Genomic DNA, 25,898 nt, shown 5'->3' on the forward strand with positions numbered 1-25,898 from the left:
GCGGATCAGGCTCGGCACAGTCCTGATGGACGAGGCGATCAGCGCGCTGCGCTGCTTGCCGCAGGAGAACGCCTTCGACGCCAAGGGCCGAAACGACGACGGCCCAGGTCCTCTGACCTGGGCCGTCGTCACAAGAGCGGACGACGAGAACCAAACTCGCGTAATCAGTTCGGAAGATCGCTTCCGGCTGTCGTGATCCGCCCGGATTGCCTGCTCAGAGGCCCTACCCGACTATCCGATCATGACCTCTGGAGCCCACCGATGGCACGGTGAGATGGCACGCCGCTGGCACGGTCCGCGGTGCTCGGCCTTCGCCGCAACGTCCCGCTCACGGTGACCACCCGAGCCGGTGGCAAGCCGCGAAGCGGCGCGGCAGCAACCTCAGCGCGACCCATCACGGACCTGAGCCGCTGCAGTAGCCCGGTGCACGTCCAAGGCATCGCGGTCTCTGGATATCCGTTGCTCGGCCCGGTACGCGGGTCACATCATCGACACGTGTACGCCTATCAGTGTCCGACCTGCGATACGCGTTGCCAGGTCGCCGACTCCGCCCGCGCCAACACCCCTTGCAGCATGTGCGAGGCACGACTGACATGGGAGTCCTTGGCGCCAAGGACACAGCACTTCATCGATGCCGCGATCCGTCGAGGATCCATTCAGGGCGTGGTCGCCATGAGCGAAGCGAATCCGCCGATCCGGATGCCACACTCCCTCGACCTGCTCGCGTTCCGTGAGAGAGCAGGCGTCAAGCAGGACCGCCCCAGCTAACGAGGCTCGCGCCCAGCCAGCGCGCGACGGACACCACGAGCCATCCTCCGTGAAGCGTTGGGCTGGTCGATGAGGTCAAGCACCTCGATCTCGCTGAGTTCCGTGCGTCGGGCCAACGCCAACGCCGCTGCGAAGGGGCGTTCGTCCGGCTGGTTGAGCAGTGCGCAGGTCTTACGCAACACTCCTAGCAGCGTGGACCGATCCGCGTTGTGGTGTCGCGCTATCGAGATCAAGATGCTGTTCCGAGTCCACCGGTCCAGCCCGTCGAGAGAGACAGCGGCCAGTGTGGTCGCGTCGGCGAGCGGGGACCGGGCCACAGCGCTACGGACGAACGGAAACGGGTTCTGACCTAGCTGCCGCAAGCCTTCTTGATCAATCCGTGGGTCACTGACGAGGTTGCGGTAATCGACAGGCGAGCGCTCGCGGGGCAGCAGTTCATAGATGTCGACCACCGATGCATCCTGCCACGCGCCCGCCCGCTCCAGCGCCGTCCTGAACGGGCTGACGGCCCTCCCGACGTCTGCGTACTCATTCCCCGGAGAGCCCATCGGATCGCTGACGTGCCAGAGGACTGGGCGGCGTGCCGGCCGATTCCGGCCGGAGGCCGCCAGCAGGCCGAGTGCGCCGGCCGCGCCGCGCTTGCGTGGCGCCTTGATCCAAGAGAGATCAATTCGGCAGCAACTTCCGTGTCGAGCAGCGAGTGTGACTAGATACTTCGCCGACTCTTATGACTGATGCCTAGCAGGATCGAGCGGGCCGCGGTGGATAGTGAGTCATTGCCCGCATCTCGCCTGAATTGTGCAGGAAAGTGCAGGCGCGACGATCCCTGGAAATAGGAACGTGCAATCCGGCCTGTCTGTGAGTCATCTCTGTAGCGGCGGCCCTATGATGCGCCCATGGTTGATCGGGGAGTGAGCCCTTCGGATGTCCTATTGTCTGGGTTTTCAATGCAAGGATATCGGAGCTTCTTTGGTGATCCGCAGAAGGTTGCACCTATGGGGAAAGTTACCATTCTTGCAGGGCAGAACAATGCGGGAAAGTCGAACATAATTCGCTTTCTGCACAGCTACTTAAGCTCAGGTCGTTTTGCGCCGGAGGACCTGGATCTTCCGGTTGGTGTGCCGCGTGGCCCAGGCTTCAAACTGGCGATCGGCTTTGAAAAAGGCTTACTTTCGGCAGAGAGTCTTGCGGCGAGCTTGGATCGACGTGCGGAGCTGGAGACGTTCGAGCGGATCGCTGCCGATCTTTTTCCGGACGGCCCTGTAAGGTCGCAGGAGGATGGCCTCTACTGGTTTAGGTTTGTGCTCAATGATCAAGGCCGAAATTCTTGGGGAGTGTGGGCGCTTGATCGGGCGCAAGCCAAGGAGATTGCGAATAAGTCGTTTGCCGGACGTAGGGCGGCGATGCTTCACGATGCGTCGCTGTCTTTGTTTAACAATTCGTCAAACAATGTGGTTGACAATGTGATGACCTGGCTAGGTCGGTTCAACCTAATGAACCTGCTACCTAAGGTTGAGGTGGTGGAGGCTTTCCGTCAAATCCGCTCTAGCGATGTTGTGCAGGACGGTAAGGAGATTGTGGATTCGAATGGTAACGGGCTAGTCAAGAGTTTGCAGCGGCTTGAGAGGCCGGCAATCGATAGGCAGCAGGACAAGGAACGATTTGAGGCCATAAATCGCTTCCTGCGAAACGTTTTGGATGACGACAGTGCGCGTTTGGAGATCCCCTACGGCGCGGACACCATCCTTGTCAACCGGGGCGGAATAATCCTCCCACTGGAACATCTGGGAACGGGAATTCATCAGGTTGTTATCCTGGCCTCTGCGGCGACGCTCCTTCGTCGTTCACTTGTTTGCATTGAGGAGCCCGAGGTGCACCTGCACCCTCTACTTCAGCGGAAGCTTCTGCGCTATCTTGCGGCCGAGACCGATAATCAGTACGTAGTTTCCACTCATTCGGCGCATTTGCTTGATTCTGCTCGTGGGACCGTTTTCCACATTCAGCAATCTGATACTGGGACTAGAGTGGACCCTGCTGGAAGTCCTGCTCGCCTCTCAGGTATCTGTGCGGACCTCGGATATAGGCCATCCGACCTTCTTCAAGTGAATAGTGCAATTTGGGTTGAGGGTCCTTCCGATCGCATTTACCTTCTAAGGTGGATCGGACTCTTCGATTCCAGTCTAATCGAAGGAATTCACTTCTCTATCATGTTTTATGGCGGAAGACTTCTGAATCATCTGAGCGCCGATGATGCCGAGGTTTCGGAGTTTATCTCACTGCGCCGACTGAATCGAAATATCGCTATCATGATTGACAGCGACAAGACGTCGGCGCGCGGTCGGTTGAATGCAACTAAGATTCGAGTGCGGGATCAATTTAATGATCCGTCGTATCCCGGATTTGCATGGGTGACGGGATGTCGAACTATTGAAAACTATGTGGATCCAGCGGTTTTGGCGATGGCTGTTACCTCAATCCACCCCAAGGCTGAACTGGATTATAGTGGCGGCCCTTGGGAGAACCCCTTGCAGGTGCGATACGCTGCGAAGGCTCGCGTCGACAAAGTTCGTATTGCTCATGAGGTTTGCAGAACTCAAACTATTTCAGACCTAAACCGCTTCGATCTGGGAAGTAGGGTGAAGGCGATGGTTAGCTTTATTCGATCCGCTAATGGTCTTTGATTTTGAAGCGGCCTTCGCGGGATGTCAGTTGGTTAGGGAGGTGCGACTATTTAATCAGTCGACTGACATATCCGGCGTGGGTCAGGCGAGAGAAGGAAGTCCGGACCTCATCGGGAACATGCTGAGGGATGGCAAACCCGAGTGCGGCGTACTTTTCGATTCTTTGGGTGTCGCCGACAAGCATGTCTATGACTTTCCTCGGATTGCCGATGCTGGCAACGTACTCGTCAAGGGGGAGTGGGAGTGAGGCGCAAGTGACTTCGACCTCGGGCCAGATCTTCTTGCAAGTGGCGTAGGCGCGTCGCTGCTGGTAGGGGCGGGACATGAGGATGACGGAACGCGCCTGTATTCCCTGCTCGTCCAGGACTGCCCGAGTGAATTCGATGTTCTGGCTGGTGTTCCTGGCCTGTGTCTCGACGAGGATCGCGTCAGCGGGCACGCCGTTTTCAATGGCGTACTCGCGGTAGTGGATGGCTTCGCCTCGCGGGAACGTCTCGATGGTTGTGGGGGCGTTGGCGCCGGTGAACACCAGCCACGGGTACATCTTTTTGAAGTACAGCTCGGTCGCGATCTTCGCTACGCCCAGGTCGTGGCTGCCGAGCCCGATACCGACGTCGGCGGGCCGGATCTCGTGACCCATGTTGTGGTAGTTCCACAGACGCTCGACGTCCTCGCGGTGCTCGGTCGGGATGGTGGCGGGAGCTGTGGTCATGTCTTCTCTCAGTCGGGGATCTTGAAGGCGTATGACCACGTAAAGCGCGAGGCTGCGTGGACACCGCGGGCGAACTCGACCGGCCTTCCGCTGCTGGTGAACGTTGTGCGGTGAAGGATCATCACCGGTTCGCCGGCCGGGAGCTGGAGGAGTTCAGCTTCTTCCGGGGTCGGCATCCGAGCACGAACCGTCTCCGTGATGCTGTCCGGCTCCAAGCCGCGCTCGGTGAGGATGGCGAAGCCGCCACCGCGCCCGGCCGGCCCTGGCGTCGGGTCGACGAGGATCGTCCCGGCCACGTCTTCGGACCGGTAGTAGCTGGTGAGCGTGTGAGTCGGGACGTCGGCTTCCTTGACGAGCTGGGCGCGTTCGTAGACGGGCTCGCCCAGCTTGAGGCCGAGAGCTTCGGCGATTTCCGCGTCGGCTTCGACTGTCCGGACCTCGTTGGTCTGGTCGCCCGGTTTCCATGCCCGTCCGGTGGCTTCCCGGTCGGCGGCGAACGCGACGAGTCCTGACTTCCACTTGCTCTTCGCGTAGTGGTCGATGCCAAGGCGCTTCATCGCGACCCGTGGCCGGACCACGGTGCCCCGTCGGCGCACGGGCGTCACGAGTCCTTCGGCTTCAAGGACTCGAACGGCCTGGCGGACGGTCTTGATGTTGACGCCGTGCGTCTCCGCGATCTCTTCCTGCCGGGGCAATGTGCTGCCCTCGGGGAAGTCGCCTTGGTGGATGGCTTGGCGTAGGAGTGAGGCCAGCTCCCGGTACCCGATGCCCACTCTCGTTCCTCCAAGCCTAGAGCTACTTCTACCAGCAAGTGTGTCGGAGCGTCCGGCATTAGAGCTAGCCCTATTGACGTGACGGTCACTTGTTCTGTCATATAGAGCTAGCTCTAATGCCTTCGCTTGGGGGATCCGATGCTCGGCGGCACCGAAGTTCCGAACGTTTCCGGAGCATCCTCGGTCCCGCCTGTCCGCGCCACGGTCGAGCTGGTAGCCCCAGCGTTGGCGGGTCACGTCCGCTGGCGTGGTGTAAGAGGCGGCCAGCGCTGATCCGTGTGTGTTGATCTTATGCGGCGATTGCGGTCGTTTCGATGATTTCGGTGTCGTGTCCGTCGGTATTGATACTGGTCAGCCGTGCTTTGCCGAGGATCTCCAGGCCCATGTAGCGGCGGCCTTCGACCCATTCGTCGGTCTGTTCGGCCAGGACCGCGCCGACGAGCCGGATGATCGCGTCGCGGTTGGGGAAGATCCCGACGACGTCGGTGCGGCGGCGGATCTCCTTGTTCAGCCGTTCCTGCGGGTTGTTCGACCAGATCTGGCGCCACAGTTCGCGGGGGAACGCGGTGAAGGCGAGCAGGTCGGCGCGGGCGTCGTCGAGGTGTTCGGCCGCGGCCGGGAACTTCTCGGCGATGGTGCCGAGGACGCGGTCGAACTGCTGGCTGACGGCGATGGCGTCGGGTTGGTCGAAGATGGTGCGGACCAGGGTGGCGACCCACGGCTGCGCACTCTTCGGGACGCGTGACAAGAGGTTGCGCAGGTAGTGGGTGCGACAGCGCTGCCACTGGGCGCCGGGCAGCGCGGCGCCGATCGCGCCGACGAGGCCGCGGTGGGCGTCGGAGATGATCAGGCGGACGCCGGACAGTCCGCGGGCGGTCAGGCTGCGTAGGAAGGCGAGCCAGCCGGCGCCGTCCTCGTCGGACGCGACGTCGAGGCCGAGGACCTCGCGGCCGCCGTCGGCGTTGACGCCGACCGCGACCAGGGCGTGCACGTTGACCGTGCGGCCGTGTTCGCGGACCTTGATGACCAGGGCGTCGGTCCAGACGAACGTGTACGGGCCGGCGTCCAGCGGCCGGTTGCGGAACGCCTCGACCTGGGCGTCGAGATGCCGGGCCATCTCCGACACCTGACTCTTCGACAGCTGTTTGACGCCGAGTTGCTCGACCAGCTTCTCCATCCGCCGCGTCGACACCCCGAGCAGGTACGACGTCGCGACCACGCTGACCAGGGCCTGCTCGGCCCGGCGCCGGTGTTGCAGCAGCCAGTCCGGGAAGTACGAACCGGAACGCAGCTTCGGGATCGCCAGCTCGATCGTGCCGGCCCGGGTGTCCCACTCGCGCTGCCGGTAACCGTTGCGTGAGTTGGCCCGCTCGGCGCTGCGTTCGCCGTAGCCGGCGCCGCAGAGAGCATCGGCCTCGGCGGACATCAACGCGTCAGCGAAGGTTTTCACCATCGCCCGCAGTACATCAGGGCTCGCCGATTCCAGGTGCTGGCCCAGCAGGTCAGCGACGTTCAAACTCTCTGTTGCGGCCATCGCAGGTCTCTCCTTCGTGATCTTCAAGCAATCCGAAGGATCTGCGGTGGCCGCCTCTTTCGTCCCGGGAAGTCCGAGTCATACACCACTTCGGTGGACGTGACCCGTTGGCGTCCGCGGAATGCCGAGCCTGTGCGGGTCGCGGATGGAAGCACACGACTCACCGGACCGCTTTGCGGACGCTGGCCCAGTCGTGCCGGGATTCGCGTGTGACGCCTCGCCGCTCCTGCATGGACTGCGGCGGAAGCGGCGCGTTGGTGGCGGCGGCCTCATGAGCCGGGCACCGGGGCAGTTGTTGGTGTTCGCACCCGCTGGCCCTGGTGCCCCCAACCTGGAGAAGCTGTGAGCCCGCGTCCAGGTGAGGTCCTGCTCGTCAACGGTCAAGCCTCGGTGCAGTTCGCCGATGGGCGGCGCCTGGTGTTCCGGGTGATCTCAGTGAGTCCGAAACCGACCTACGCCGGGTGGGCGTGGCTGTCCGGCTACGTCCTGGATGACGCGGGCCGTGCCATAGAGCGCTGGGAGATCTTCGTCCGTAAGGACGGTCTTCGTCGCCTCCAGCCCTGACCCGGCGGTCCACGAGCGGGGACCAACCGATGACCGTCATCCTGACCGCTGCTGTCCTGGAGCAACTCGACTACACGCAGGAACAGCTCGACCGGCACACCGCGCCGAGCGCGGACGGCTGTTGCGCTGTCTGCGGCGAGGAGGACCCGTGCGGTCTCCGGCGGGTCGCGCTGCGAGTATTCGGCCGCTACGACTGCCTGCCGAGACGCTGGCCCGGTGCTCCTACGTGGTGCCCTGCGAGTGTGGAGACCGGCACCACCCGCATGACCCGAAGCTCGGCACCACCGCAAGCTCCAGCCGCGCACCCGCGAGAACTACGAGGACCGGTTCCGCCTGCACATCGAGCCCTCGACCACCTGCCGCTGGGCGAGCTGCTGGCCGGCGGCACGACGGAACCGCAGGCCGTGAAGTCCTACTCGCTGCTCCGGGCGATCCTCAACACCGCCGTGCGGGAGGACGAGATTCTGAAGCAGAACCCGTGCGACCGGTACCAAACCCCGGAGCGCCCGGTCGCCACCGTTGCCCAGGTCCTCGCGCTCGCCGAGCAGATGCCGCCCCGATACGTGGCGTTGATCACTGTCGCTGCGTTCTTCGGCCTCCGGCGGTGCGACATCGACTCGGCAGCCGGGACCGTACGCGTACCCCGGAAGTTGGCGGCTTTGAAGTCGGGTCTGGCGGCAGGCATCCGGGTCGTCGCTCTTCCGGCAGTGGCCTGCAAGGCCCTGACCGGCCACTTGGGCGAGTTCACCGGCGCGGACCCGGAGGCGCTGGTCTTCACCGGCGACAAGGACATGCCCTTGCGAACCGGCAACTTCCGGCGGGCGGTGAAGTGGTCGAAGGTGCTGGCGGACGCGGGGATGCCAGCGGGTTTCCACTTCCATGACCTCCGGCACACCGGCAAAGCGGTGCCAGCACGCGCGAGCTGATGCACCGGATGGGCCACGCGAGCATGCGGGCGGCCCTGATCTACCAGCACGCCACCAAGGAGCGGGACCGCGAGATCGCCGACAGCGTGGACAAGCGGATCACCAGGAGCACGAAGCGCAGTAAGCCGACAGCCCGCGGCGGCAAGCCGGGCAAGCGCCGACGGGACACCAACCCGGACGCCTAATGGCACGCAAGATCATCCGGGCGGGTGAACGACGAAGGCCCAGGTCGACGATATCGTCTTGACCTGGGCCTTCGTGGCGGAGCGGGCGACGAGAATCGAACTCGCGTAATCAGTTTGGAAGACTGAGGCTCTACCATTGAGCTACGCCCGCGTGATCCCCGATCAGCTCGGGGCTCGTGCACAGCTTACTGAATCATCTCCCGTCCGCGCGAACCGGATTCCCCAGCAGGTGACTCCAGCGCACACGCAGGCAAGCGGACCGCATACACTGGCCGTCGCCACGGGGTGTGGCGCAGCTTGGTAGCGCACTCGCTTTGGGAGCGAGGGGCCGTGGGTTCAAATCCCGCCACCCCGACTGATACCAACATCCGCAGCAACAAGGAGTACGCCTGTGAAGAGCACCGTCGAGACTCTGAGCCCGACTCGGGTGAAGCTCGCCATCGAGGTGCCGTTCGAGGAGCTCAAGCCGAGCCTGCAGAAGGCGTACCGGGAGATCGGCGCGCAGGTCCAGGTGCCGGGCTTCCGCAAGGGCAAGGTTCCCGCCGCCGTGATCGACCAGCGTGTCGGCCGGGGCGCGGTGCTCAACGAGGCCGTCCAGGAGGCGATCCCACAGCAGATCCTCGCCGCGGTTCAGGAGCACGAGGTCAAGACCCTCGGGCGCCCGGAGGTGGAGATCACCGAGTTCGCCGACAACGCGCCGCTGAAGTTCACGGCCGAGGTCGACGTCCGCCCGGAGATCACCGTGCCGGACCTCTCCGCGATCACCGTGACGGTTCCGGCCGTCGAGATCGGTGACAACGAGATCGACGAGCAGGTCAACGGCCTGCGCGAGCGCTTCGCCACGCTGAAGACCGTGGAGCGCGCGGCTGCGGAGGGTGACTACGTCCAGCTCGACCTGAACGCGACGGTCGACGGCGAGGACGTTCCCGGCGGCTCGGCCACCAACATCTCCCACGAGGTCGGCAGCAAGCAGCTGCTTCCGGGCCTCGACGAGGTGCTCGTCGGCCTTTCCGCCGGCGAGGAGGCCACCTTCACGACCCAGCTCGTGGGCGGCGACTTCGCCGGCCGTGACGCCGAGGTGAAGGTCGCCGTGAAGACCGTCAAGGACAAGCAGCTTCCCGAGGTCGACGACGAGTTCGCCCAGCTGGCGAGCGAGTTCGACACCCTTGACGAGCTCCGCGAGGACCTCCGCACCCGCCTCAGCCGGGTCAAGAAGGTCGAGCAGATCTACGCGGCCCGTGACGAGGCGCTCAAGCAGCTCGTCGAGGCGGCCGAGATCCCGGCCCCCGAGGGTGTCGTGAAGGACGAGGTCGAGGGCCGCAAGCAGGCCATGACCGACCAGCTCGAGCGGATCGGCGCGACCCTGGCCGACTACCTCGCCTCGGAGGACAAGACCGAGGAGCAGATCGACCAGGAGCTGACCGAGGCGGCCCAGGAGGGCGTCCGGATCCAGCTGCTGCTCGACACCGTCGCCGACGCCGAGGACGTCCAGGTCACCGACGACGAGTTCGGTCACGAGATCGTGCACCGGGCGCAGCGCGCCCAGATGCAGCCCCAGCAGTACTACGACCAGCTGGTGCGTTCGGGCGCCGCGGCCTCCGTCTTCGGGGACGTGCGCCGGGGCAAGGCGCTCGCGTCGGTCATGGAGCAGGTCACGATGAAGGACTCCGAGGGCAACACGCTCTCGCTGGACGACCTGCGCACCGAGGATGACCACGCGGGTCACAACCACTGATCTGAGTGCCTGGCCGGCCACCGCGCATCCCTTTCGGGTGCGCGGTGGCCGTTGTCTTTTCCGGGGGTACGGCCACGCGATGCGCTGTCAGCGAACACCTGCCCGAGCGGGAAGCTGATGCGCATCCGACCAGTTAGGTTGGTCGTACGACGGACAACCTGCCGGCCGGACCATCGGCCGACACAGCAAGCTGTGAAGGGCTGCCATGACCGATCTCCACATCCCCACCGGGCCCGTGTCGCGGCGCGGTGGCGAAACCCTGAGTGGCAACCTCGACGACTCGGTCTTCAATCGGCTGCTGCGGGAGCGGATCATCTTCCTCGGCAGTGAGGTGACCGATGCGAGCGCCAACCGCATCTGCGCTCAGCTGCTGCTGCTCTCCGCCGAGGACCCGGAGGCCGACATCCACCTGTGGATCAACTCCCCGGGCGGCTCTGTCTACTCGGGTATGGCCATCTACGACACGATGCAGTTCATCGACAACGACGTGCAGACTGTCGCGATGGGCATGGCCGCCTCGATGGGGCAGTTCCTGCTCTGCTCCGGGACGCCGGGCAAGCGCTTCGCCCTGCCGCATGCCCGGATCATGATGCACCAGCCGTCCGGTGGCATGGGCGGCACCGCGGCCGACATCGCCATCCAGGCCGAGCAGATGCTCTACACCAAGCGGATGTTCCAGGAGCGGATCGCGTTTCACACCGGTCAGACCCAGGAGCAGATCGCGGCAGACTTCGACCGGGACCGCTGGTTCACGGCCGAGGAGGCCAAGGACTATGGCTTCATCGACAAGGTGATCACCGGGGCCACGCAGGTTCCCGACGGTGCCGGAACGCTGAACTGAGGAGCTGACCCATGACCGACCTTTCCATGCCTCCCGGGTTCGCTCCGGTGCACAACCGCTACGTGCTGCCCTCGTTCTCCGAGCGCACCTCGTGGGGCATCAAGGAGTCCAACCCCTACAACAAGATGTTCGAGGACCGGATCATCTTCCTCGGCGTGCAGGTGGACGACGCGTCGGCCAACGACGTGATGGCCCAGCTGCTGACGCTGGAGAGCACCGACCCGGACCGCGACATCCTGATGTACATCAACTCGCCCGGTGGCTCGTTCACCGCGATGACCGCCATCTACGACACCATGCAGTACGTGCGCCCCGACATCAGCACGGTCTGCCTGGGTCAGGCGGCCAGCGCCGCGGCGGTCCTGCTCGCCGGCGGCACCCCGGGCAAGCGGATGGCGCTCCCGCACTCACGGATCATCATCCACCAGCCGGCCACCGAGGGTGGCTACGGCCAGGGTTCGGACATCGAGATCCAGGCCCGCGAGATCATGCGCATGCGTACCCAGCTGGAGGAGTTGATCGCGCACCACTCCTCCAGGCCGATCGAGCAGGTCCGCAAGGACATCGACCGCGACAAGATCATGACGGCCGACGAGGCCAAGGAGTACGGCCTGGTCGACGTCGTCCTGGCTACCCGCAAGAAGAGCCTGCAGACGGCCGGGGTCTGACCCGGGGTCCGCGGTGTCAGGGGGCCGGCCGGCGAGCGCTAGACTGGCCGACCCCTGACACGCCCGTTTTGGGGGGTCGGAGAACAGCCCCTTTGCGGGTAACGTCGAGTCTGCAGCCTCAGTTACGCGGGTCGGCGGACGATAGATGGCAACGAGGCATTCCGTCCTCGTACAAGGTCCGGTTGATGGCCGGCCAATGAACGCAGGGAGAACGTAGGTGGCACGGATCGGCGACGGTGGCGACCTACTCAAGTGCTCCTTCTGTGGGAAGTCGCAGAAGCAGGTCAAGAAGCTCATCGCGGGCCCCGGGGTCTACATCTGCGACGAGTGCATCGACCTCTGCAACGAGATCATCGAAGAAGAGCTGGCTGAGACCGGCGAGGTGAAGTGGGAAGAGCTTCCCAAGCCGATGGAGATCTGCCAATTCCTGGACAACTACGTGGTTGGTCAGGAGCAGGCCAAGCGGGCACTCTCCGTCGCGGTCTACAACCACTACAAGCGGATCCAGGCCGAGTCGAACGGTGCTCCCGGTGCGGGCAGCGATGTCGAGGTGGCCAAGTCCAACATCATGCTCATCGGCCCCACCGGTTGCGGTAAGACGCACCTGGCGCAGACCCTGGCCCGGATGCTCAACGTGCCGTTCGCGATCGCGGACGCCACAGCGCTCACCGAGGCCGGCTATGTCGGCGAGGACGTCGAGAACATCCTGCTGAAGCTCATCCAGGCGGCGGACTACGACGTCAAGCGCGCTGAGCAGGGCATCATCTACATCGACGAGGTCGACAAGATCGCCCGTAAGAGCGAGAACCCGTCGATCACCCGCGACGTCTCCGGTGAGGGCGTGCAGCAGGCCCTGCTGAAGATCCTCGAAGGCACGGTGGCGAACGTCCCGCCCCAGGGCGGCCGTAAGCACCCGCACCAGGAGTTCATCCAGATCGACACGACGAACGTGCTGTTCATCGTGGGCGGCGCCTTTGCCGGTCTGGACCGGATCATCGAGCAGCGGGTCGGGCAGAGCGGTGTCGGCTTCGGCGCCCGCCTCCGGTCGATCTCCGAGCGGAACACCGACGACATCTTCAGCAGGGTGATGCCGGAGGACATGCTCAAGTTCGGCCTGATCCCCGAGTTCATCGGCCGTCTCCCGGTCATCACGACCGTCCGCAACCTCGACCGTGACGCTCTCATCAAGATCCTCACCGAGCCGCGGAATGCCTACGTGAAGCAGTACCAGCGCCTCTTCGAGCTCGACGGCGTCGAGCTGGAGTTCGACGAGGGCGCGCTGGAGGCCATCGCCGACCAGGCCATGCTGCGGGGCACCGGTGCCCGTGGTCTCCGGGCGATCATGGAGGAGGTCCTCCAGAACGTGATGTTCGAGGTGCCCAGCAACCCCGACGCCGCCCGGGTCGTGATCACCCGCGAGGTCGTCGTGGAGAACGTGATTCCCACGATCGTCCCGCGCGAGTTCGGCGGCGGCCGTCGTCGCCGTCCCGAGCGCGAGGAGAAGTCAGCCTGACCGGCTGACCCTCAGTTCGTCCCACTCGCCGTCGCCCAGCCCGGGCGACGGCGAGTGTGCTTCAGCGGCCGCGGATGGTCACGAAGCGGCGCGGGTCGCCGTACCCTTCGATTTATGCGCGTCGCCGTCTGCCAGCTGAACTCCCGCGAAGACCGTGCCCACAACCTGGCCGCCGCTCGTGATCTTCTCGAGCGCGCCGCCGCCGGCGGCGCGAAGCTCGCGATCCTGCCGGAGTATGTCGACTTCCTCGGCCACTCCGCCGACGCCCCGAGACCGGAGCCGGTCGACGGCGAGTTCGCCGCCTTCTTCGCGAAGGCCGCCGGGGAGCTCGGCCTCTGGGTGCACGCCGGCTCGTTCCACGAAAAGGGCCCGGACGCCGGCCGCACCTTCAACACATCGTTGCTCTTCACCCCGGACGGCACCCTCGCCGCGACCTATCGCAAGATCCATCTGTACGACGTGGAGATCGCCGGCCGCATCTCCTACCAGGAGTCCCGCACCGTGGCGCCCGGCACCGACCCGGTCGTCGCCGACGTCGACGGCGTCCCCCTCGGCCTGACCATCTGCTACGACCTCCGCTTCCCCGAGCTGTACCGGGCCCTCGCCATCGCCGGCGCCCGGATCCTGGTCGTGCCCGCCGCCTTCATGCTGCACACCGGCCGGGACCACTGGGAGGTGCTGCTGCGCGCCCGCGCCATCGAGAACCAGTGCTTCGTGCTGGCGGCCGGCCAGATCGGCGACCACGAGCCGCGCCGCACCTGCTTCGGCCGCAGCATGATCATCGACCCGTGGGGGACCGTCCTGGCCCAGGCCCCGGACACCGTCGGCGTGACCTTCGCGGACCTCGACCTCGATCGCCTGGAAACCATCCGCACCGAGCTGCCCAGCCTCGCCAACCGGCGGATGGAGACTTTCCCGCTCCGCTGAGCAGCTCCCGGTCGCGGACCCGGTTACGTCACTCCTGGCGAAATCAGGTCGAGCACCACTGCGGCCTCGGTCCGGATCAGCTGAGCCCCGCCGCGAGCCAGTCGAGGGTCTCGCCGCCGCCGCGGCCCTGGTCGGCGTCATCGGATCTCACTGCAAACCCCACGGATCTGGTACGCGGGGCGATGCGCTGACCGGATTCTGTGTGGGGTGACGCGTTGACCGCGGCCCTACGAAGGGCTGCCGTTGACTGCGGATCCTCGTCAGGCTGACGTGTTGGCCGCGGTGCTACGAGGAGCCGGCGCGAACTGCGGGCCGGCGTGCTGAGCGTGGTTCCCGAAGGGCCGGCGTTCTGACTGCGTTCTGTGTCAGGTCGACCGTGTCGGCTGCGGTTCCGCGTTAGGCCACGGCGTTCTGACTGCGTGCTGTGTCAGGTCGACCGTGTTGGCTGCGGTTCTGCCTCAGGCCGGCGTGCTGTCCGCGGTTCTGCGAGGCGTCGGCGCGCTGGCTGCGGTTCGGTGTGGCGGAGGATCGGGCCTGCGGGGAGAAGGCGCGGGAACCGGTAGGAAGGGCACCAAAAGTCTGCGGCGGGGAGTTGTATCCGGCGTCACAAACTTTCCATGAGATAGCTGATCGCGGTCAGAGCGACCACCGCGGCGCCCGCGAGGAGTAGTGCGCCGCCCATGCGCGTGGGACCGCGCATCAACAGTTTCCGGGCCGACAGCATGACCGTGACCAGCACAAGTAGGCCGATCGCCCACTGCCAGAGCGGGACGAGCAGGCCCAGGACCGCGTCGGCCGCCAGTGTCGGGGGAGTGGCCATGAAGCCACTCTGTCATGGGATGGCTGCGTCGTGTGCGGCCTCGCCGCTTCCGCAGGCATGAGCGTCGATTTGCGGTCACCCGCATGGGTCGCGTAACTTTCTCTCTGCAAGCGGGAAACCGGTACGGACAGCCACGAAAGTGACAATCCGGAAGGTGCCCCGAAGGCGGTCGAGAGCGAGATATGCTCGGACTCGGCGCCCGGGTGGTGCGGCAAGGATCCAAGAAATTGGATTTGCGATCGCGAAGCCGGCCGGGTAGAGTTGCAAAGCCGGTAGAGAGCCGGGCGGGCTGATCATTCAAGTGATCGTCGGCCGGTCTACCAGAGCCACTTCTCTGCATCGCGGAGAAACACTTGGGCGTTGTCGACAGGGTCCCTGGATTCTGTCTGGCGAAAACGACCGGGTACTATACGAGCAGTTGCCTTGAAGACGGGTCTTAACGGGCTCTAATTCGATGTGCGGTTGTTCTTTGAGAACTCAACAGGGTGCTTGATAAGCCAGTGCCAATTATGGCAATACCCCGGCCTGTCTTCGGACGGGTTGAGGATTCCTTTGGCAACTTTTATGTTGCCGGGACGATTGTTCAACAGATTTTGTTGGAGAGTTTGATCCTGGCTCAGGACGAACGCTGGCGGCGTGCTTAACACATGCAAGTCGAGCGGAAAGGCCCTTCGGGGTACTCGAGCGGCGAACGGGTGAGTAACACGTGAGTAACCTGCCCTGGACTTTGGGATAACCCTCGGAAACGGGGGCTAATACCGAATACGACACAGCTTCGCATGAAGTCTGTGTGGAAAGTTTTTCGGTCTGGGATGGACTCGCGGCCTATCAGCTTGTTGGTGGGGTAATGGCCTACCAAGGCGACGACGGGTAGCCGGCCTGAGAGGGCGACCGGCCACACTGGGACTGAGACACGGCCCAGACTCCTACGGGAGGCAGCAGTGGGGAATATTGCACAATGGGCGGAAGCCTGATGCAGCGACGCCGCGTGAGGGATGACGGCCTTCGGGTTGTAAACCTCTTTCAGCAGGGACGAAGCGCAAGTGACGGTACCTGCAGAAGAAGCGCCGGCCAACTACGTGCCAGCAGCCGCGGTAAGACGTAGGGCGCGAGCGTTGTCCGGATTTATTGGGCGTAAAGAGCTCGTAGGCGGCTTGTCGCGTCGAATGTGAAATCTCAGGGCTCAACTCTGACATTGCATTCGATACGGGCAGGCTAGAGTTCGGTAGGGGAGACTGGAATTCCTGGTGTAGCGGTGAAATGCGCAGATATCAGGAGGAACACCGGTGGCGAAGGCGGGTCTCTGGGCCGATACTGACGCTGAGGAGCGAAAGCGTGGGGAGCGAACAGGATTAGATACCCTGGTAGTCCACGCTGTAAACGTTGGGCGCTAGGTGTGGGGACCCTCTCCGGGTTTCTGCGCCGCAGCTAACGCATTAAGCGCCCCGCCTGGGGAGTACGGCCGCAAGGCTAAAACTCAAAGGAATTGACGGGGGCCCGCACAAGCGGCGGAGCATGCGGATTAATTCGATGCAACGCGAAGAACCTTACCTGGGTTTGACATGCACGGAAATCCTCCAGAGATGGGGGGTCCTTCGGGGTCGTGCACAGGTGGTGCATGGCTGTCGTCAGCTCGTGTCGTGAGATGTTGGGTTAAGTCCCGCAACGAGCGCAACCCTCGTTCGATGTTGCCAGCGCGTAATGGCGGGGACTCATCGAAGACTGCCGGGGTCAACTCGGAGGAAGGTGGGGATGACGTCAAGTCATCATGCCCCTTATGTCCAGGGCTTCACGCATGCTACAATGGCCGGTACAAAGGGCTGCGAGACCGTGAGGTTGAGCGAATCCCAAAAAGCCGGTCTCAGTTCGGATCGGGGTCTGCAACTCGACCCCGTGAAGTCGGAGTCGCTAGTAATCGCAGATCAGCAACGCTGCGGTGAATACGTTCCCGGGCCTTGTACACACCGCCCGTCACGTCACGAAAGTCGGCAACACCCGAAGCCGGTGGCCTAACCCGTAAGGGAGGGAGCCGTCGAAGGTGGGGCTGGCGATTGGGACGAAGTCGTAACAAGGTAGCCGTACCGGAAGGTGCGGCTGGATCACCTCCTTTCTAAGGAGCATTCTTCCGCGAAAGCGGACAGAAATCCTGCACCAGCCGAATGTGTTGGTGAGGAGCTCACAGGCGGAGACACTGGCTAGTCAGTTCCGGCAACGGCCGGCTTCAGCAAGTACGGCTGCCTTCGGGTGGCGTGGAACGCGGGTCGGTGCGGCTGGATTCTGGCGACAAAAGATAGCACCCTGTTGGGTATCTGAAAGAACAACCCTAACTAGCCGGTTTGCCGGCGCCCTGAGATATGGGTGGTTGTTTTTCAATGCCAGGCACAGCCTGGCCCTTCATACCGGTCACATGAGTGTGGTGCTGGTGTTGGGCTGAGCGGGTTGTGGGTTGGTCGTTGGTTGAGAATTGCACAGTGGACGCGAGCATCTTGTTTTCTGTGGTTAAGTTGTCAAGGGCGAACGGTGGATGCCTTGGCACCAGGAGCCGATGAAGGACGTAGGAGGCCGCGATAGGCCTGGGGGAGCTGCCAACCTAGCTGTGATCCCAGGATGTCCGAATGGGGAAACCTGGCACGAGTCATGTCGTGTCATCCATGCCTGAATTCATAGGGCATGTGAGGGGAACGCGGGGAAGTGAAACATCTCAGTACCCGTAGGAAGAGAAAACAACCGTGATTCCGTGAGTAGTGGCGAGCGAAAGCGGATGTAGCCTAAACCTTGCGTGTGTGATAGCTGTCAGGCGTTGCACGTGAGGGGTTGTGGGACCCACTTGATTGTTCTGACAGACAGTCGAAGAGTTACAAAGTCTTATGCTAGTCGAACGACGTGGGAAAGTCGGCCGTAGACGGTGAGAGCCCGGTAGACGAAAGTGTATGACCTCTTTGTGGTGTTCCCGAGTAGCAGCGGACTCCTAGAATCTGCTGTGAATCTGCCAGGACCACCTGGTAAGGCTGAATACTTCCTGGTGACCGATAGCGGACAAGTACCGTGAGGGAATGGTGAAAAGTACCCCGGGAGGGGAGTGAAATAGTACCTGAAACCGTTCGCCTACAATCCGTCAGAGCCTTTCGGGGTGATGGCGTGCCTTTTGAAGAATGAGCCTGCGAGTTAGTGGCATGTGGCGAGGTTAACCCGTGTGGGGAAGCCGTAGCGAAAGCGAGTCTTAATAGGGCGTTTTTAGTCGCATGCTCTAGACCCGAAGCGGAGTGATCTAGCCATGGGCAGGTTGAAGCGTGGGTAAGACCGCGTGGAGGACCGAACCCACCAACGTTGAAAAGTTGGGGGATGACCTGTGGTTAGGGGTGAAAGGCCAATCAAACTCCGTGATAGCTGGTTCTCCCCGAAATGCATTTAGGTGCAGCGTCGCGTGTTTCTTGCCGGAGGTAGAGCACTGGATGGTCTAGGGGGCCCACAAGCTTACTGAAATCAGCCAAACTCCGAATGCCGGTAAGTGAGAGCGCGGCAGTGAGACTGCGGGGGATAAGCTTCGTAGTCGAGAGGGAAACAGCCCAGATCGCCAGCTAAGGCCCCTAAGCGTGTGCTAAGTGGAAAAGGATGTGGGATCGCATGGACAACCAGGAGGTTGGCTTAGAAGCAGCCACCCTTTAAAGAGTGCGTAATAGCTCACTGGTCAAGTGGTTCCGCGCCGACAATGTAGCGGGGCTCAAGCACACCGCCGAAGCTGTGGCATTGACACTTTGCTCGGTCATGGTTTTCGGATCATGATCCAGGCGTGTTGATGGGTAGGGGAGCGTCGTGTTGCGGGTGAAGCGGCGGAGTGATCCAGCCGTGGACGCTACACGAGTGAGAATGCAGGCATGAGTAGCGAATGAAGGGTGAGAACCCCTTCCGCCGGATGACCAAGGGTTCCAGGGCCAGGCTAATCCGCCCTGGGTGAGTCGGGGCCTAAGGCGAGGCCGAGAGGCGTAGTCGATGGATAACGGGTTGATATTCCCGTACCCGCAAAAGAGCGCCCAAGACGAACCTCACTGTACTAACTACTTGAAGTGCCGGCGGTCTTCGGACCAAAAAGCATGGAGACTAGGAACTTGGTGGGTAGTAGTTTAGCGATGGGGTGACGCAGGAAGGTAGATGATCCCGGCCGGTGGTTGTGCCGGGGTAAGCGTGTAGGACGTACCGTAGGCAAATCCGCGGTGCATATAGTCTGAGACGTGATGCCGAGCCGTTCTGGTGAAGTCATTGATCCTATGCTGCCGAGAAAAGCCTCTAGCGATGTTCTGAGCGGCCCGTACCCCAAACCGACACAGGTGGTCAGGTAGAGAATACCGAGGCGACGGGTGAACTGTGGTTAAGGAACTCGGCAAATTGCCCCCGTAACTTAGGGAGAAGGGGGGCCGGACGCGTGAAGCCCCTTGCGGGTGGAGCGTGGTATGGCCGCAGAGAGCAGGGGGAAGCGACTGTTTACTAAAAACACAGGTCCATGCCAAGTCGTAAGACGATGTATATGGACTGACGCCTGCCCGGTGCTGGAACGTTAAGGGGACCTGTTAGCTCTTCGGGGCGAAGCGGAGAACTTAAGCGCCAGTAAACGGCGGTGGTAACTATAACCATCCTAAGGTAGCGAAATTCCTTGTCGGGTAAGTTCCGACCTGCACGAATGGCGTAACGACTTCCCCACTGTCTCAACCACAGGCCCGGCGAAATTGCAGTACGAGTAAAGATGCTCGTTACGCGCGGCAGGACGGAAAGACCCCGGGACCTTTACTATAGCTTGACATTGGTATCTGAATTTAATTGTGTAGGATAGGTGGGAGACTGTGAAGCTCGGACGCCAGTTCGGGTGGAGTCATTGTTGAAATACCACTCTGTTGGGTTTGGGTATCTAACTTGCGGCCCTGATCGGGTCGAGGGACAGTGTCTGGTGGGTAGTTTAACTGGGGCGGTTGCCTCCTAAAGGGTAACGGAGGCGCCCAAAGGTTCCCTCAGCCTGGTTGGCAATCAGGTGTTGAGTGTAAGTGCACAAGGGAGCTTGACTGTGAGACTGACGGGTCGAGCAGGGACGAAAGTCGGGACTAGTGATCCGGCACTTGCGTGTGGAAGCGGTGTCGCTCAACGGATAAAAGGTACCCCGGGGATAACAGGCTGATCTTCCCCAAGAGTCCATATCGACGGGATGGTTTGGCACCTCGATGTCGGCTCGTCGCATCCTGGGGCTGTAGCAGGTCCCAAGGGTTGGGCTGTTCGCCCATTAAAGCGGTACGCGAGCTGGGTTTAGAACGTCGTGAGACAGTTCGGTCCCTATCCGCCGTGCGCGTTGGATACTTGAGAAGGGCTGTCCCTAGTACGAGAGGACCGGGACGGACGAACCTCTGGTGTGCCAGTTGTTCCGCCAGGAGCATGGCTGGTTGGCTACGTTCGGAAGGGATAACCGCTGAAAGCATCTAAGCGGGAAGCCTGCTTCGAGATGAGGTATCCCACCACCTTTGAGTGGGTAAGGCTCCCAGCTAGACTACTGGGTTGATAGGCCGGAGATGTAAGCACGGTAACGTGTTGAGTTGACCGGTACTAATAGGCCGAGGGCTTAACCACCCTAAACATTTTACTTGCGTCCACTGTGTGATTCACAGCAAACGAACAACCACCCCGGGAGAAGTCTTGGGTTGCTGGTTTGTTCCACGCTGATGGCTGTTTCGGTGGTCATAGCGGAGGGGAAACGCCCGGTTACATTCCGAACCCGGTAGCTAAGCCCTCCAGCGCCGATGGTACTGCACTCGGGAGGGTGTGGGAGAGTAGGACGCCGCCGGACTCAACGTGATAGAAAGGCCCACCCCAGACGGGGTGGGCCTTTCTTTTTGCCCTTTTTCGGTGACGGAAGGCTCACGCCCGGCGGGCGCTGCACGGCTGGGACGGTGCAGCGCCTCGCGGCGACCTCCCGGAACGGGGGTGGTGCGTTTGAGGGCGGGGACTTTCGTACCGGAAATGGGTCTTCTTTAGCTTCGGGTTTGGGTGGCGGAACGGATCTGGAGCATCAGGGGAGCGGCTTCGGCCGGGGTGCGGTTCGGGAACATGGCCAGGGCCAGGCTGCCGTGGTCGGCCCATCCGCAGACCGTCAGGTCGCCCTCGGAGGAATGGGTCACTCCGCATTTCATGGTGCCGCCCAGATCGCCGGCCTCCACGTCGCTGATCCCGGTGACCGCGCCCTGGTCGTCGCCCACCAGGTCGAAAGCGGTGCCCAGTTCGGAGCTGGGGGACCAGAACAGCGAGGTGCCGCCGAAGAACAGGACGCTCTTCTTGTCGGCCCCGGTGTAGACGGCGCCCACCGCCTTGGTCATCGGGATCTCCGCGGAGAGAGCGGTCTGCAGGTAGTCGGCGGTCGCGGCGGCCTCCTCGCTGTCGTCGAGGGTGAGCGAGCCGATGCTGGTCGGTGTGGCGAGCGTGGTGTTCCGCTGGGAGTTGATCCGCCAGCCGAAGACGGCCATGGTGCCGGCGCCGGCGACCGTCACCGCGAGCAGGCTCGCCAGGACGATCGTGCGTGTCCTGCTGCGCGGCTTCGTGGGGCGGTCGGTGTCGTCGCTCTCCGCAGCGGTCAGACCGAACGCGTTGTCACTGTCGGGGTCGTCGGGGGTTGCGCTCAGTTCCAGCGGGGTGTCGGCGGGCGCGGGTGATGGAGGGGTGCCGGGTTCGGAAATGGGCTGGTCCGCGGGGGCCTCCGGAGCGGGCGCGGGCTCCGGCTGCTCGGGGGAGGCGGGAGGGGGTGTGTGCTGACCGCGGTCCGACATCAGGCGAGCCTATCCGGTGGTGGCCAGCGCCGCGGGCGGCGGACGGGCCGATCACCCGGGGTGCCGGGGTCCTTCGGAGGAGGTGCGAATTCGGGTCGGTGGGCGGGGATCCGTAGACTTGTCGGGTGACCGATGAGACCGAACCCCGTACTCCCGACAGCCGGCCCACCGGTGGCCTCTCCGCCCAGTACCAGCCGGGCGAGGTAGAGCAGCGGCGGTACGAGCGGTGGGTATCGGAGGGTTACTTCACGGCGGACCCGAAGAGTGACAAGCCGCCGTTCACGATCGTGATCCCGCCGCCGAACGTGACCGGGTCCCTGCACGTGGGGCACGCCCTCGACCACACGATTCAGGACACCCTGGTCCGGCTCAAGCGGATGCAGGGCTACGAGGTGCTGTGGCTGCCCGGCATGGACCACGCCGGCATCGCCACGCAGAACGTGGTGGAGCGGCAGCTCGCCGCGCAGCAGCTGTCCCGGCACGATCTGGGCCGGGAGAAGTTCGTCGAGCGGGTCTGGGAGTGGAAGGCCGAGTCCGGTGGCGCCATCCTCGGGCAGATGCGGCGGCTCGGCGACTCCGTCGACTGGTCGCGCGAGCGGTTCACCATGGACGAGGGCCTCTCCCGCGCCGTTCAGACGATCTTCAAGCGGCTGTACGACGACGAGCTGATCTACCGGGCCAACCGGATCATCAACTGGTGCCCGCGCTGCCTCACCGCGCTCAGCGACATCGAGGTGGAGCACACCGAGGACGAGGGCGAGCTGGTCTCGATCCGGTACGGCGAGGGCGAGAACTCGATCGTCGTCGCCACCACCCGTGCCGAGACGATGCTCGGTGACACCGCGGTGGCCGTGCACCCCGACGACGAGCGGTACAAGCATCTGGTCGGCACCGAGGTCGAGCTGCCGCTGACCGGGCGGCGCATCCCGATCGTGGCGGACGAGCACGTCGACCCGTCGTTCGGCACCGGCGCCGTCAAGGTGACCCCGGCCCACGACCCCAACGACTTCGAGATCGGGCAGCGGCACGGTCTGCCCAGTCCGGCGATCATGGACGAGCGGGCGATCATCACCGTACCCGGGCCGTTTGAAGGTCTTGATCGTTATGAGGCCCGTCCGGCGATCGTCGCGGCGCTGCGGGCGCAGGGCCGGATCGTCGTGGAGAAGCGGCCCTACCTGCACTCGGTGGGGCACTGTTCGCGGTGCAAGACCACGGTGGAGCCGCGCCTGTCGCTGCAGTGGTTCGTCAACACGAAGCCGCTGGCCAAGGCGGCCGGGGACGCGGTTCGTGACGGCCGGGTCAAGATCGAGCCGGCGGAGCTGTCCAAGCGGTACTTCGCCTGGGTCGACAACATGCACGACTGGTGCATCTCCCGGCAGCTGTGGTGGGGCCACCGGATCCCGGTCTGGTACGGGCCGGACGGCGAGGTCGTCTGCGTCGGACCGGACGAGCAGCCGCCCACCGGCGAGGGCTGGAAGCAGGACGAGGACGTCCTCGACACCTGGTTCTCCTCGGGCCTGTGGCCGTTCTCCACGCTGGGCTGGCCGGAGCAGACCGCCGACCTGGAGAAGTTCTACCCGACCAGCGTGCTGGTGACCGGCTACGACATCCTCTTCTTCTGGGTCGCCCGGATGATGATGTTCGGTCTCTACGCGATGGACGGCCGCCAGCCGTTCGACGTGGTGAACCTGCACGGCATGGTGCGCGACCAGTTCGGCAAGAAGATGTCGAAGTCGTTCGGCAACGTGGTCGACCCGCTCGACTGGATCGACCGGTACGGCGCCGACGCCACCCGCTTCACGCTGGCCCGCGGCGCCAACCCCGGCTCCGACGTGCCGGTCAGCGAGGAGTGGTGCCAGGGCTCCCGCAACTTCTGCAACAAGCTGTGGAACGCGACCCGGTTCGCCATGATGAACGGCGCGTCGGTTTCGGGCGACCTCCCTTCGCCGTCCGAACTGTCCGCGATCGACAAGTGGATCCTCTCCCGCCTTCAGCACGTGACCGCGGAAGTGGACGGTTACTTCGCGGCCTACGAGTACGCGAAGGTCTGTGACGCGCTCTACCACTTCGCGTGGGACGACGTGTGTGACTGGTACCTGGAGCTGAGCAAGCCGGTGCTGGCCCAGGGCAGCGCCGTGACGCAGCGCGTGCTCGGGCACGTGCTCGACCAGCTGTTGCGTCTGCTGCACCCGGTCATCCCGTTCGTCACCGAGGAGCTGTGGATCGCGCTCACCGGCGGCGAGACGGTGATGAAGGCGGCGTGGCCGTCAGCCGACCAGGCGCTCGTCGACGACGCCGCCGAGGAAGAGCTGGCCGCCCTCCAGAAGGTGGTCACCGAGGTCCGGCGGTTCCGTTCCGACCAGGGGCTCAAGCCGAGCCAGCGGGTCACCGCCGCGCTCACCGGCCTGGGCAACGTCGGCATCGACGCGCACGAGCCGCTGATCCGTTCGCTGGCCCGTCTCGACGCGCCCGGCGCCGACTTCGCCACCACCGCCACCCTCGCGGTGACCGGCGGCATCACCGTCGACCTGGACACCCGGGGCGCCATCGACGTGGCCGCCGAACGGGCCCGGCTGGAGAAGGACCGGGCGGCCGCCGAGAAGGAGGCCACCCAGTGCCGGGCCAAGCTCGGCAACGAGGCCTTCATCGGCAAGGCCCCGGAAGCCGTGGTCGCGAAGATCAAGGACCGGCTCACGGCCGCCGAGGCCGATCTGGTCCGGATCGCCGCCGCCCTCTCGTCGTTGCCGGCAGCATGAGCGAGTTCGCAGAGGTCGAGGCCGCGCTGGACAAGCGCGGCTTCACCCGGATGGCCTTCGACATGCAGAAGATCCGGGACCTGATGGACGTGCTGGGCAGCCCACAGCGGGCGTACCCGGCGATCCACCTGACCGGGACCAACGGCAAGACCAGCACGGCGCGGATGATCGACGCGCTGCTGCGGGCACACGGGCTGCACACCGGCCGCTACACCAGCCCGCACCTGGAGAGCGTCCGGGAACGGATCAGCCTCGACGGGGAGCCGGTGTCGGAGGAGCGGCTCGTCGCCACGTTCGGCGAGGTGGCGCCGCTGGCCGAGCTCGTCGACGCGCGTCACGCGGAGCCGCTCACCTACTTCGACATGACGACGGCCATGGCATACGCGGCATTCGCCGACGCGCCGGTGGACATCGCGGTCGTCGAAGTGGGGCTCGGCGGCGAGGAGGACGCCACCAACGTCATCGACGCGGGCGTGTGCGTACTCACCCCGATCGGGCTCGACCACACCGAGTGGCTCGGCGACACGATCGAGGACATCGCCTGGCACAAGGTGGGCATCATCCACCAGGGCGCCACCGTGATCACCGCGCTCCAGACCGAGGAGGCCATGCGGCCCATCCTCGAACGGTGCGCCGACATGCAGGCCACCCTCGCCCGGGAAGGCAGCGAGTTCGGGGTGGTCGAGCGGAACCAGGCGGTCGGCGGGCAGGTGCTCACCCTCCAGGGGCTCGGCGGCGTCTACGACGAGATCTTCCTGCCGCTCTTCGGCGCCCACCAGGCGCAGAACGCCGCGATCGCGCTCGCCGCCGTCGAGGCCTTCCTCGGTGCCGGCACCGGCAGGCAGCTCGAGGTCGACCTGGTCCGGGAAGGGTTCGCCCAGGTGGACTCGCCCGGCCGGCTGGAACGGGTGCGCAGCGCGCCCACCATCCTGCTCGACGGCGCGCACAACCCGCACGGGATGGCCGCCACGGTCACCGCGCTGGAGGAGGAGTTCTCCTTCCGGCACCTGGTGGCGGTCGTGTCGGTGCTCGGCGACAAGGACGTCACCGGTCTTCTCGACCTGCTCGAACCGGTCGCCGCCAAGATCGTGGTGACCCAGAACAGCTCGCCGCGCGCCATGCCCGCCGAAGAACTGGGCCGGCTCGCGGTCGCCGTCTTCGGTGAGGACCGGGTGACGGTCACGGCGACCATGCCCGACGCCATCGAGGAAGCCGTCTTCCTGGCCGAAGAGGACGCCTCCGGTGAGACCAGCGGCGTCGCCGTGCTGATCACCGGATCGGTCGTCACCGTCGCCGACGCACGAAAACTGCTCAAACGATGAGCGCCCCGCAAGAGCCACGGCCCTCCGGGCTCAAGAACCCCCAAGCAGCGGTACGGGGACTCGGCGCCGGGACACTGGTGCTGGAGACGGTCGTGCTGCTGCTCATGGTGGCGCCCCTGAAGATGATCGCCGGAGACCGTAGCGGCCCGGCGATCATCATGGTGCTCGTCCTCGTCGTGCTGGCGATCGTGCTGGCCGGCAGCATGAAGCGGAACTGGGCGTGGGCCGGCGGCACCGTGCTCCAGGTCCTGCTGCTGCTCGGCGGGTTCCTGCACTGGACCCTGGCCGCGGTCGGGGTGATCTTCGGGTTGACGTGGGCGTACGTGCTGCACGTACGCCGGACGATCCTGGGCTGACACCCGGTCCCGTTCAGGGA

The 25,898-nt window shown here is 64.1% G+C and carries 19 protein-coding genes, 2 tRNA genes and 3 rRNA genes; 17 read left to right on the forward strand and 7 right to left on the reverse strand.

All coding sequences use genetic code 11. The annotated features are described in order from the left end of the window. Positions 1–25: 25 nt before the first annotated feature. Positions 26–196 (forward strand): hypothetical protein, encoded by a 171-nt coding sequence (locus BJ964_RS15845; RefSeq protein ID WP_188121378.1) that lies wholly within the window; start codon positions 26–28, stop codon positions 194–196. 568 nt (positions 197–764) lie between these two features. Here BJ964_RS15845 and BJ964_RS47335 read toward each other — a convergent pair. Continuing rightward, entirely contained in the window at positions 765–1,220 is a 456-nt protein-coding gene (locus BJ964_RS47335; protein ID WP_188121379.1) for a hypothetical protein, read from the reverse strand. A gap of 444 nt (positions 1,221–1,664) precedes the next feature. On the opposite strand from BJ964_RS47335, the gene BJ964_RS15855 reads away from it, so the two are divergent. Next, on the forward strand, positions 1,665–3,449 hold the full coding sequence (locus BJ964_RS15855) for an AAA family ATPase (RefSeq protein WP_188121380.1): 1,785 nt from the start codon (positions 1,665–1,667) through the stop codon (positions 3,447–3,449). A 46-nt stretch (positions 3,450–3,495) separates the two neighbouring features. Here BJ964_RS15855 and BJ964_RS15860 read toward each other — a convergent pair whose 3' ends face one another. From BJ964_RS15860 to BJ964_RS15870, 3 genes are all read right to left on the reverse strand, one after another. Then, positions 3,496–4,161 carry a YdcF family protein gene (locus tag BJ964_RS15860; protein ID WP_188121381.1) on the reverse strand — a complete coding sequence of 222 codons (666 nt, stop codon included), beginning with the start codon at positions 4,159–4,161 and terminating at the stop codon, positions 3,496–3,498. 8 nt (positions 4,162–4,169) lie between these two features. Then, positions 4,170–4,934 (reverse strand): GntR family transcriptional regulator, encoded by a 765-nt coding sequence (locus tag BJ964_RS15865; RefSeq protein WP_188121382.1) that lies wholly within the window; start codon positions 4,932–4,934, stop codon positions 4,170–4,172. Positions 4,935–5,223: 289 nt separating this feature from the next. Then, on the reverse strand, positions 5,224–6,468 hold the full coding sequence (locus tag BJ964_RS15870; RefSeq protein WP_188121383.1) for an IS256 family transposase: 1,245 nt from the start codon (positions 6,466–6,468) through the stop codon (positions 5,224–5,226). Positions 6,469–6,810: 342 nt separating this feature from the next. On the opposite strand from BJ964_RS15870, the gene BJ964_RS15875 reads away from it, so the two are divergent. Genes BJ964_RS15875 through BJ964_RS15885 form a run of 3 tightly spaced genes read left to right on the forward strand, consistent with a single transcriptional unit; the run spans position 6,811 to position 8,143 of the window. After that, positions 6,811–7,032, forward strand: a complete 222-nt coding sequence (locus BJ964_RS15875) for a hypothetical protein (RefSeq protein WP_188121384.1) — start codon at positions 6,811–6,813, stop codon at positions 7,030–7,032. A 29-nt stretch (positions 7,033–7,061) separates the two neighbouring features. Continuing rightward, positions 7,062–7,958 (forward strand): tyrosine-type recombinase/integrase, encoded by an 897-nt coding sequence (locus BJ964_RS47950; protein ID WP_188121385.1) that lies wholly within the window; start codon positions 7,062–7,064, stop codon positions 7,956–7,958. A gap of 8 nt (positions 7,959–7,966) precedes the next feature. Continuing rightward, positions 7,967–8,143, forward strand: a complete 177-nt coding sequence (locus BJ964_RS15885) for a hypothetical protein (protein WP_188121386.1) — start codon at positions 7,967–7,969, stop codon at positions 8,141–8,143. A gap of 80 nt (positions 8,144–8,223) precedes the next feature. On the opposite strand, the gene BJ964_RS15890 is transcribed toward BJ964_RS15885, so the two are convergent. Then, positions 8,224–8,294 (reverse strand) — tRNA-Gly (locus tag BJ964_RS15890). Positions 8,295–8,424: 130 nt separating this feature from the next. On the opposite strand from BJ964_RS15890, the gene BJ964_RS15895 reads away from it, so the two are divergent. From BJ964_RS15895 to BJ964_RS15920, 6 genes are all read left to right on the forward strand, one after another. After that, positions 8,425–8,498 (forward strand) — tRNA-Pro (locus BJ964_RS15895). Positions 8,499–8,534: 36 nt separating this feature from the next. Beyond that, complete coding sequence (gene tig, locus BJ964_RS15900) at positions 8,535–9,878, forward strand: trigger factor (RefSeq protein ID WP_188121387.1); 1,344 nt, start codon at positions 8,535–8,537, stop codon at positions 9,876–9,878. A gap of 205 nt (positions 9,879–10,083) precedes the next feature. Next, the gene (locus BJ964_RS15905; protein WP_188121388.1) at positions 10,084–10,719 is read left to right on the forward strand and encodes a ClpP family protease; all 636 of its coding nucleotides are present in this window, start codon (positions 10,084–10,086) and stop codon (positions 10,717–10,719) included. Positions 10,720–10,730: 11 nt separating this feature from the next. Then, positions 10,731–11,387 (forward strand): ATP-dependent Clp protease proteolytic subunit, encoded by a 657-nt coding sequence (locus BJ964_RS15910; protein WP_188121389.1) that lies wholly within the window; start codon positions 10,731–10,733, stop codon positions 11,385–11,387. 217 nt (positions 11,388–11,604) lie between these two features. After that, the gene (gene clpX, locus BJ964_RS15915) at positions 11,605–12,900 is read left to right on the forward strand and encodes an ATP-dependent Clp protease ATP-binding subunit ClpX (protein ID WP_188121390.1); all 1,296 of its coding nucleotides are present in this window, start codon (positions 11,605–11,607) and stop codon (positions 12,898–12,900) included. A gap of 114 nt (positions 12,901–13,014) precedes the next feature. Then, positions 13,015–13,827 carry a carbon-nitrogen hydrolase family protein gene (locus tag BJ964_RS15920; RefSeq protein WP_188121391.1) on the forward strand — a complete coding sequence of 271 codons (813 nt, stop codon included), beginning with the start codon at positions 13,015–13,017 and terminating at the stop codon, positions 13,825–13,827. A gap of 604 nt (positions 13,828–14,431) precedes the next feature. Here BJ964_RS15920 and BJ964_RS15925 read toward each other — a convergent pair. After that, positions 14,432–14,647 (reverse strand): hypothetical protein, encoded by a 216-nt coding sequence (locus BJ964_RS15925; RefSeq protein WP_188121392.1) that lies wholly within the window; start codon positions 14,645–14,647, stop codon positions 14,432–14,434. A gap of 593 nt (positions 14,648–15,240) precedes the next feature. Here BJ964_RS15925 and BJ964_RS15930 point away from each other — a divergent pair. From BJ964_RS15930 to rrf, 3 genes are all read left to right on the forward strand, one after another. Continuing rightward, positions 15,241–16,757 (forward strand): 16S ribosomal RNA (locus BJ964_RS15930). A gap of 387 nt (positions 16,758–17,144) precedes the next feature. Continuing rightward, a 23S ribosomal RNA gene (locus tag BJ964_RS15935) occupies positions 17,145–20,254 on the forward strand. Between the two features lie 100 nt (positions 20,255–20,354). Beyond that, positions 20,355–20,471, forward strand: a 5S ribosomal RNA gene (gene rrf, locus BJ964_RS15940). The 16S, 23S and 5S rRNA genes sit together here, the layout of an rRNA operon. A gap of 184 nt (positions 20,472–20,655) precedes the next feature. On the opposite strand, the gene BJ964_RS15945 is transcribed toward rrf, so the two are convergent. Continuing rightward, positions 20,656–21,444: a hypothetical protein gene (locus BJ964_RS15945; protein WP_203832674.1), complete on the reverse strand. Its 789-nt coding sequence runs from the start codon at positions 21,442–21,444 to the stop codon at positions 20,656–20,658. 125 nt (positions 21,445–21,569) lie between these two features. On the opposite strand from BJ964_RS15945, the gene BJ964_RS15950 reads away from it, so the two are divergent. Genes BJ964_RS15950 through BJ964_RS15960 form a run of 3 tightly spaced genes read left to right on the forward strand, consistent with a single transcriptional unit; the run spans position 21,570 to position 25,878 of the window. Beyond that, complete coding sequence (locus BJ964_RS15950) at positions 21,570–24,200, forward strand: valine--tRNA ligase (RefSeq protein WP_188121393.1); 2,631 nt, start codon at positions 21,570–21,572, stop codon at positions 24,198–24,200. After that, positions 24,197–25,522, forward strand: a complete 1,326-nt coding sequence (locus BJ964_RS15955; protein WP_188121394.1) for a bifunctional folylpolyglutamate synthase/dihydrofolate synthase — start codon at positions 24,197–24,199, stop codon at positions 25,520–25,522. Before BJ964_RS15950 ends, BJ964_RS15955 begins: the two co-directional genes overlap by 4 nt. After that, the gene (locus BJ964_RS15960; RefSeq protein ID WP_188121395.1) at positions 25,519–25,878 is read left to right on the forward strand and encodes a DUF4233 domain-containing protein; all 360 of its coding nucleotides are present in this window, start codon (positions 25,519–25,521) and stop codon (positions 25,876–25,878) included. The genes BJ964_RS15955 and BJ964_RS15960 overlap by 4 nt, the downstream gene beginning before the upstream one ends. The last annotated feature ends 20 nt before the right edge of the window (positions 25,879–25,898 follow it).

Source organism: Actinoplanes lobatus (assembly GCF_014205215.1).
In the GTDB taxonomy this organism is placed as follows: Bacteria; Actinomycetota; Actinomycetes; order Mycobacteriales; family Micromonosporaceae; genus Actinoplanes; species Actinoplanes lobatus.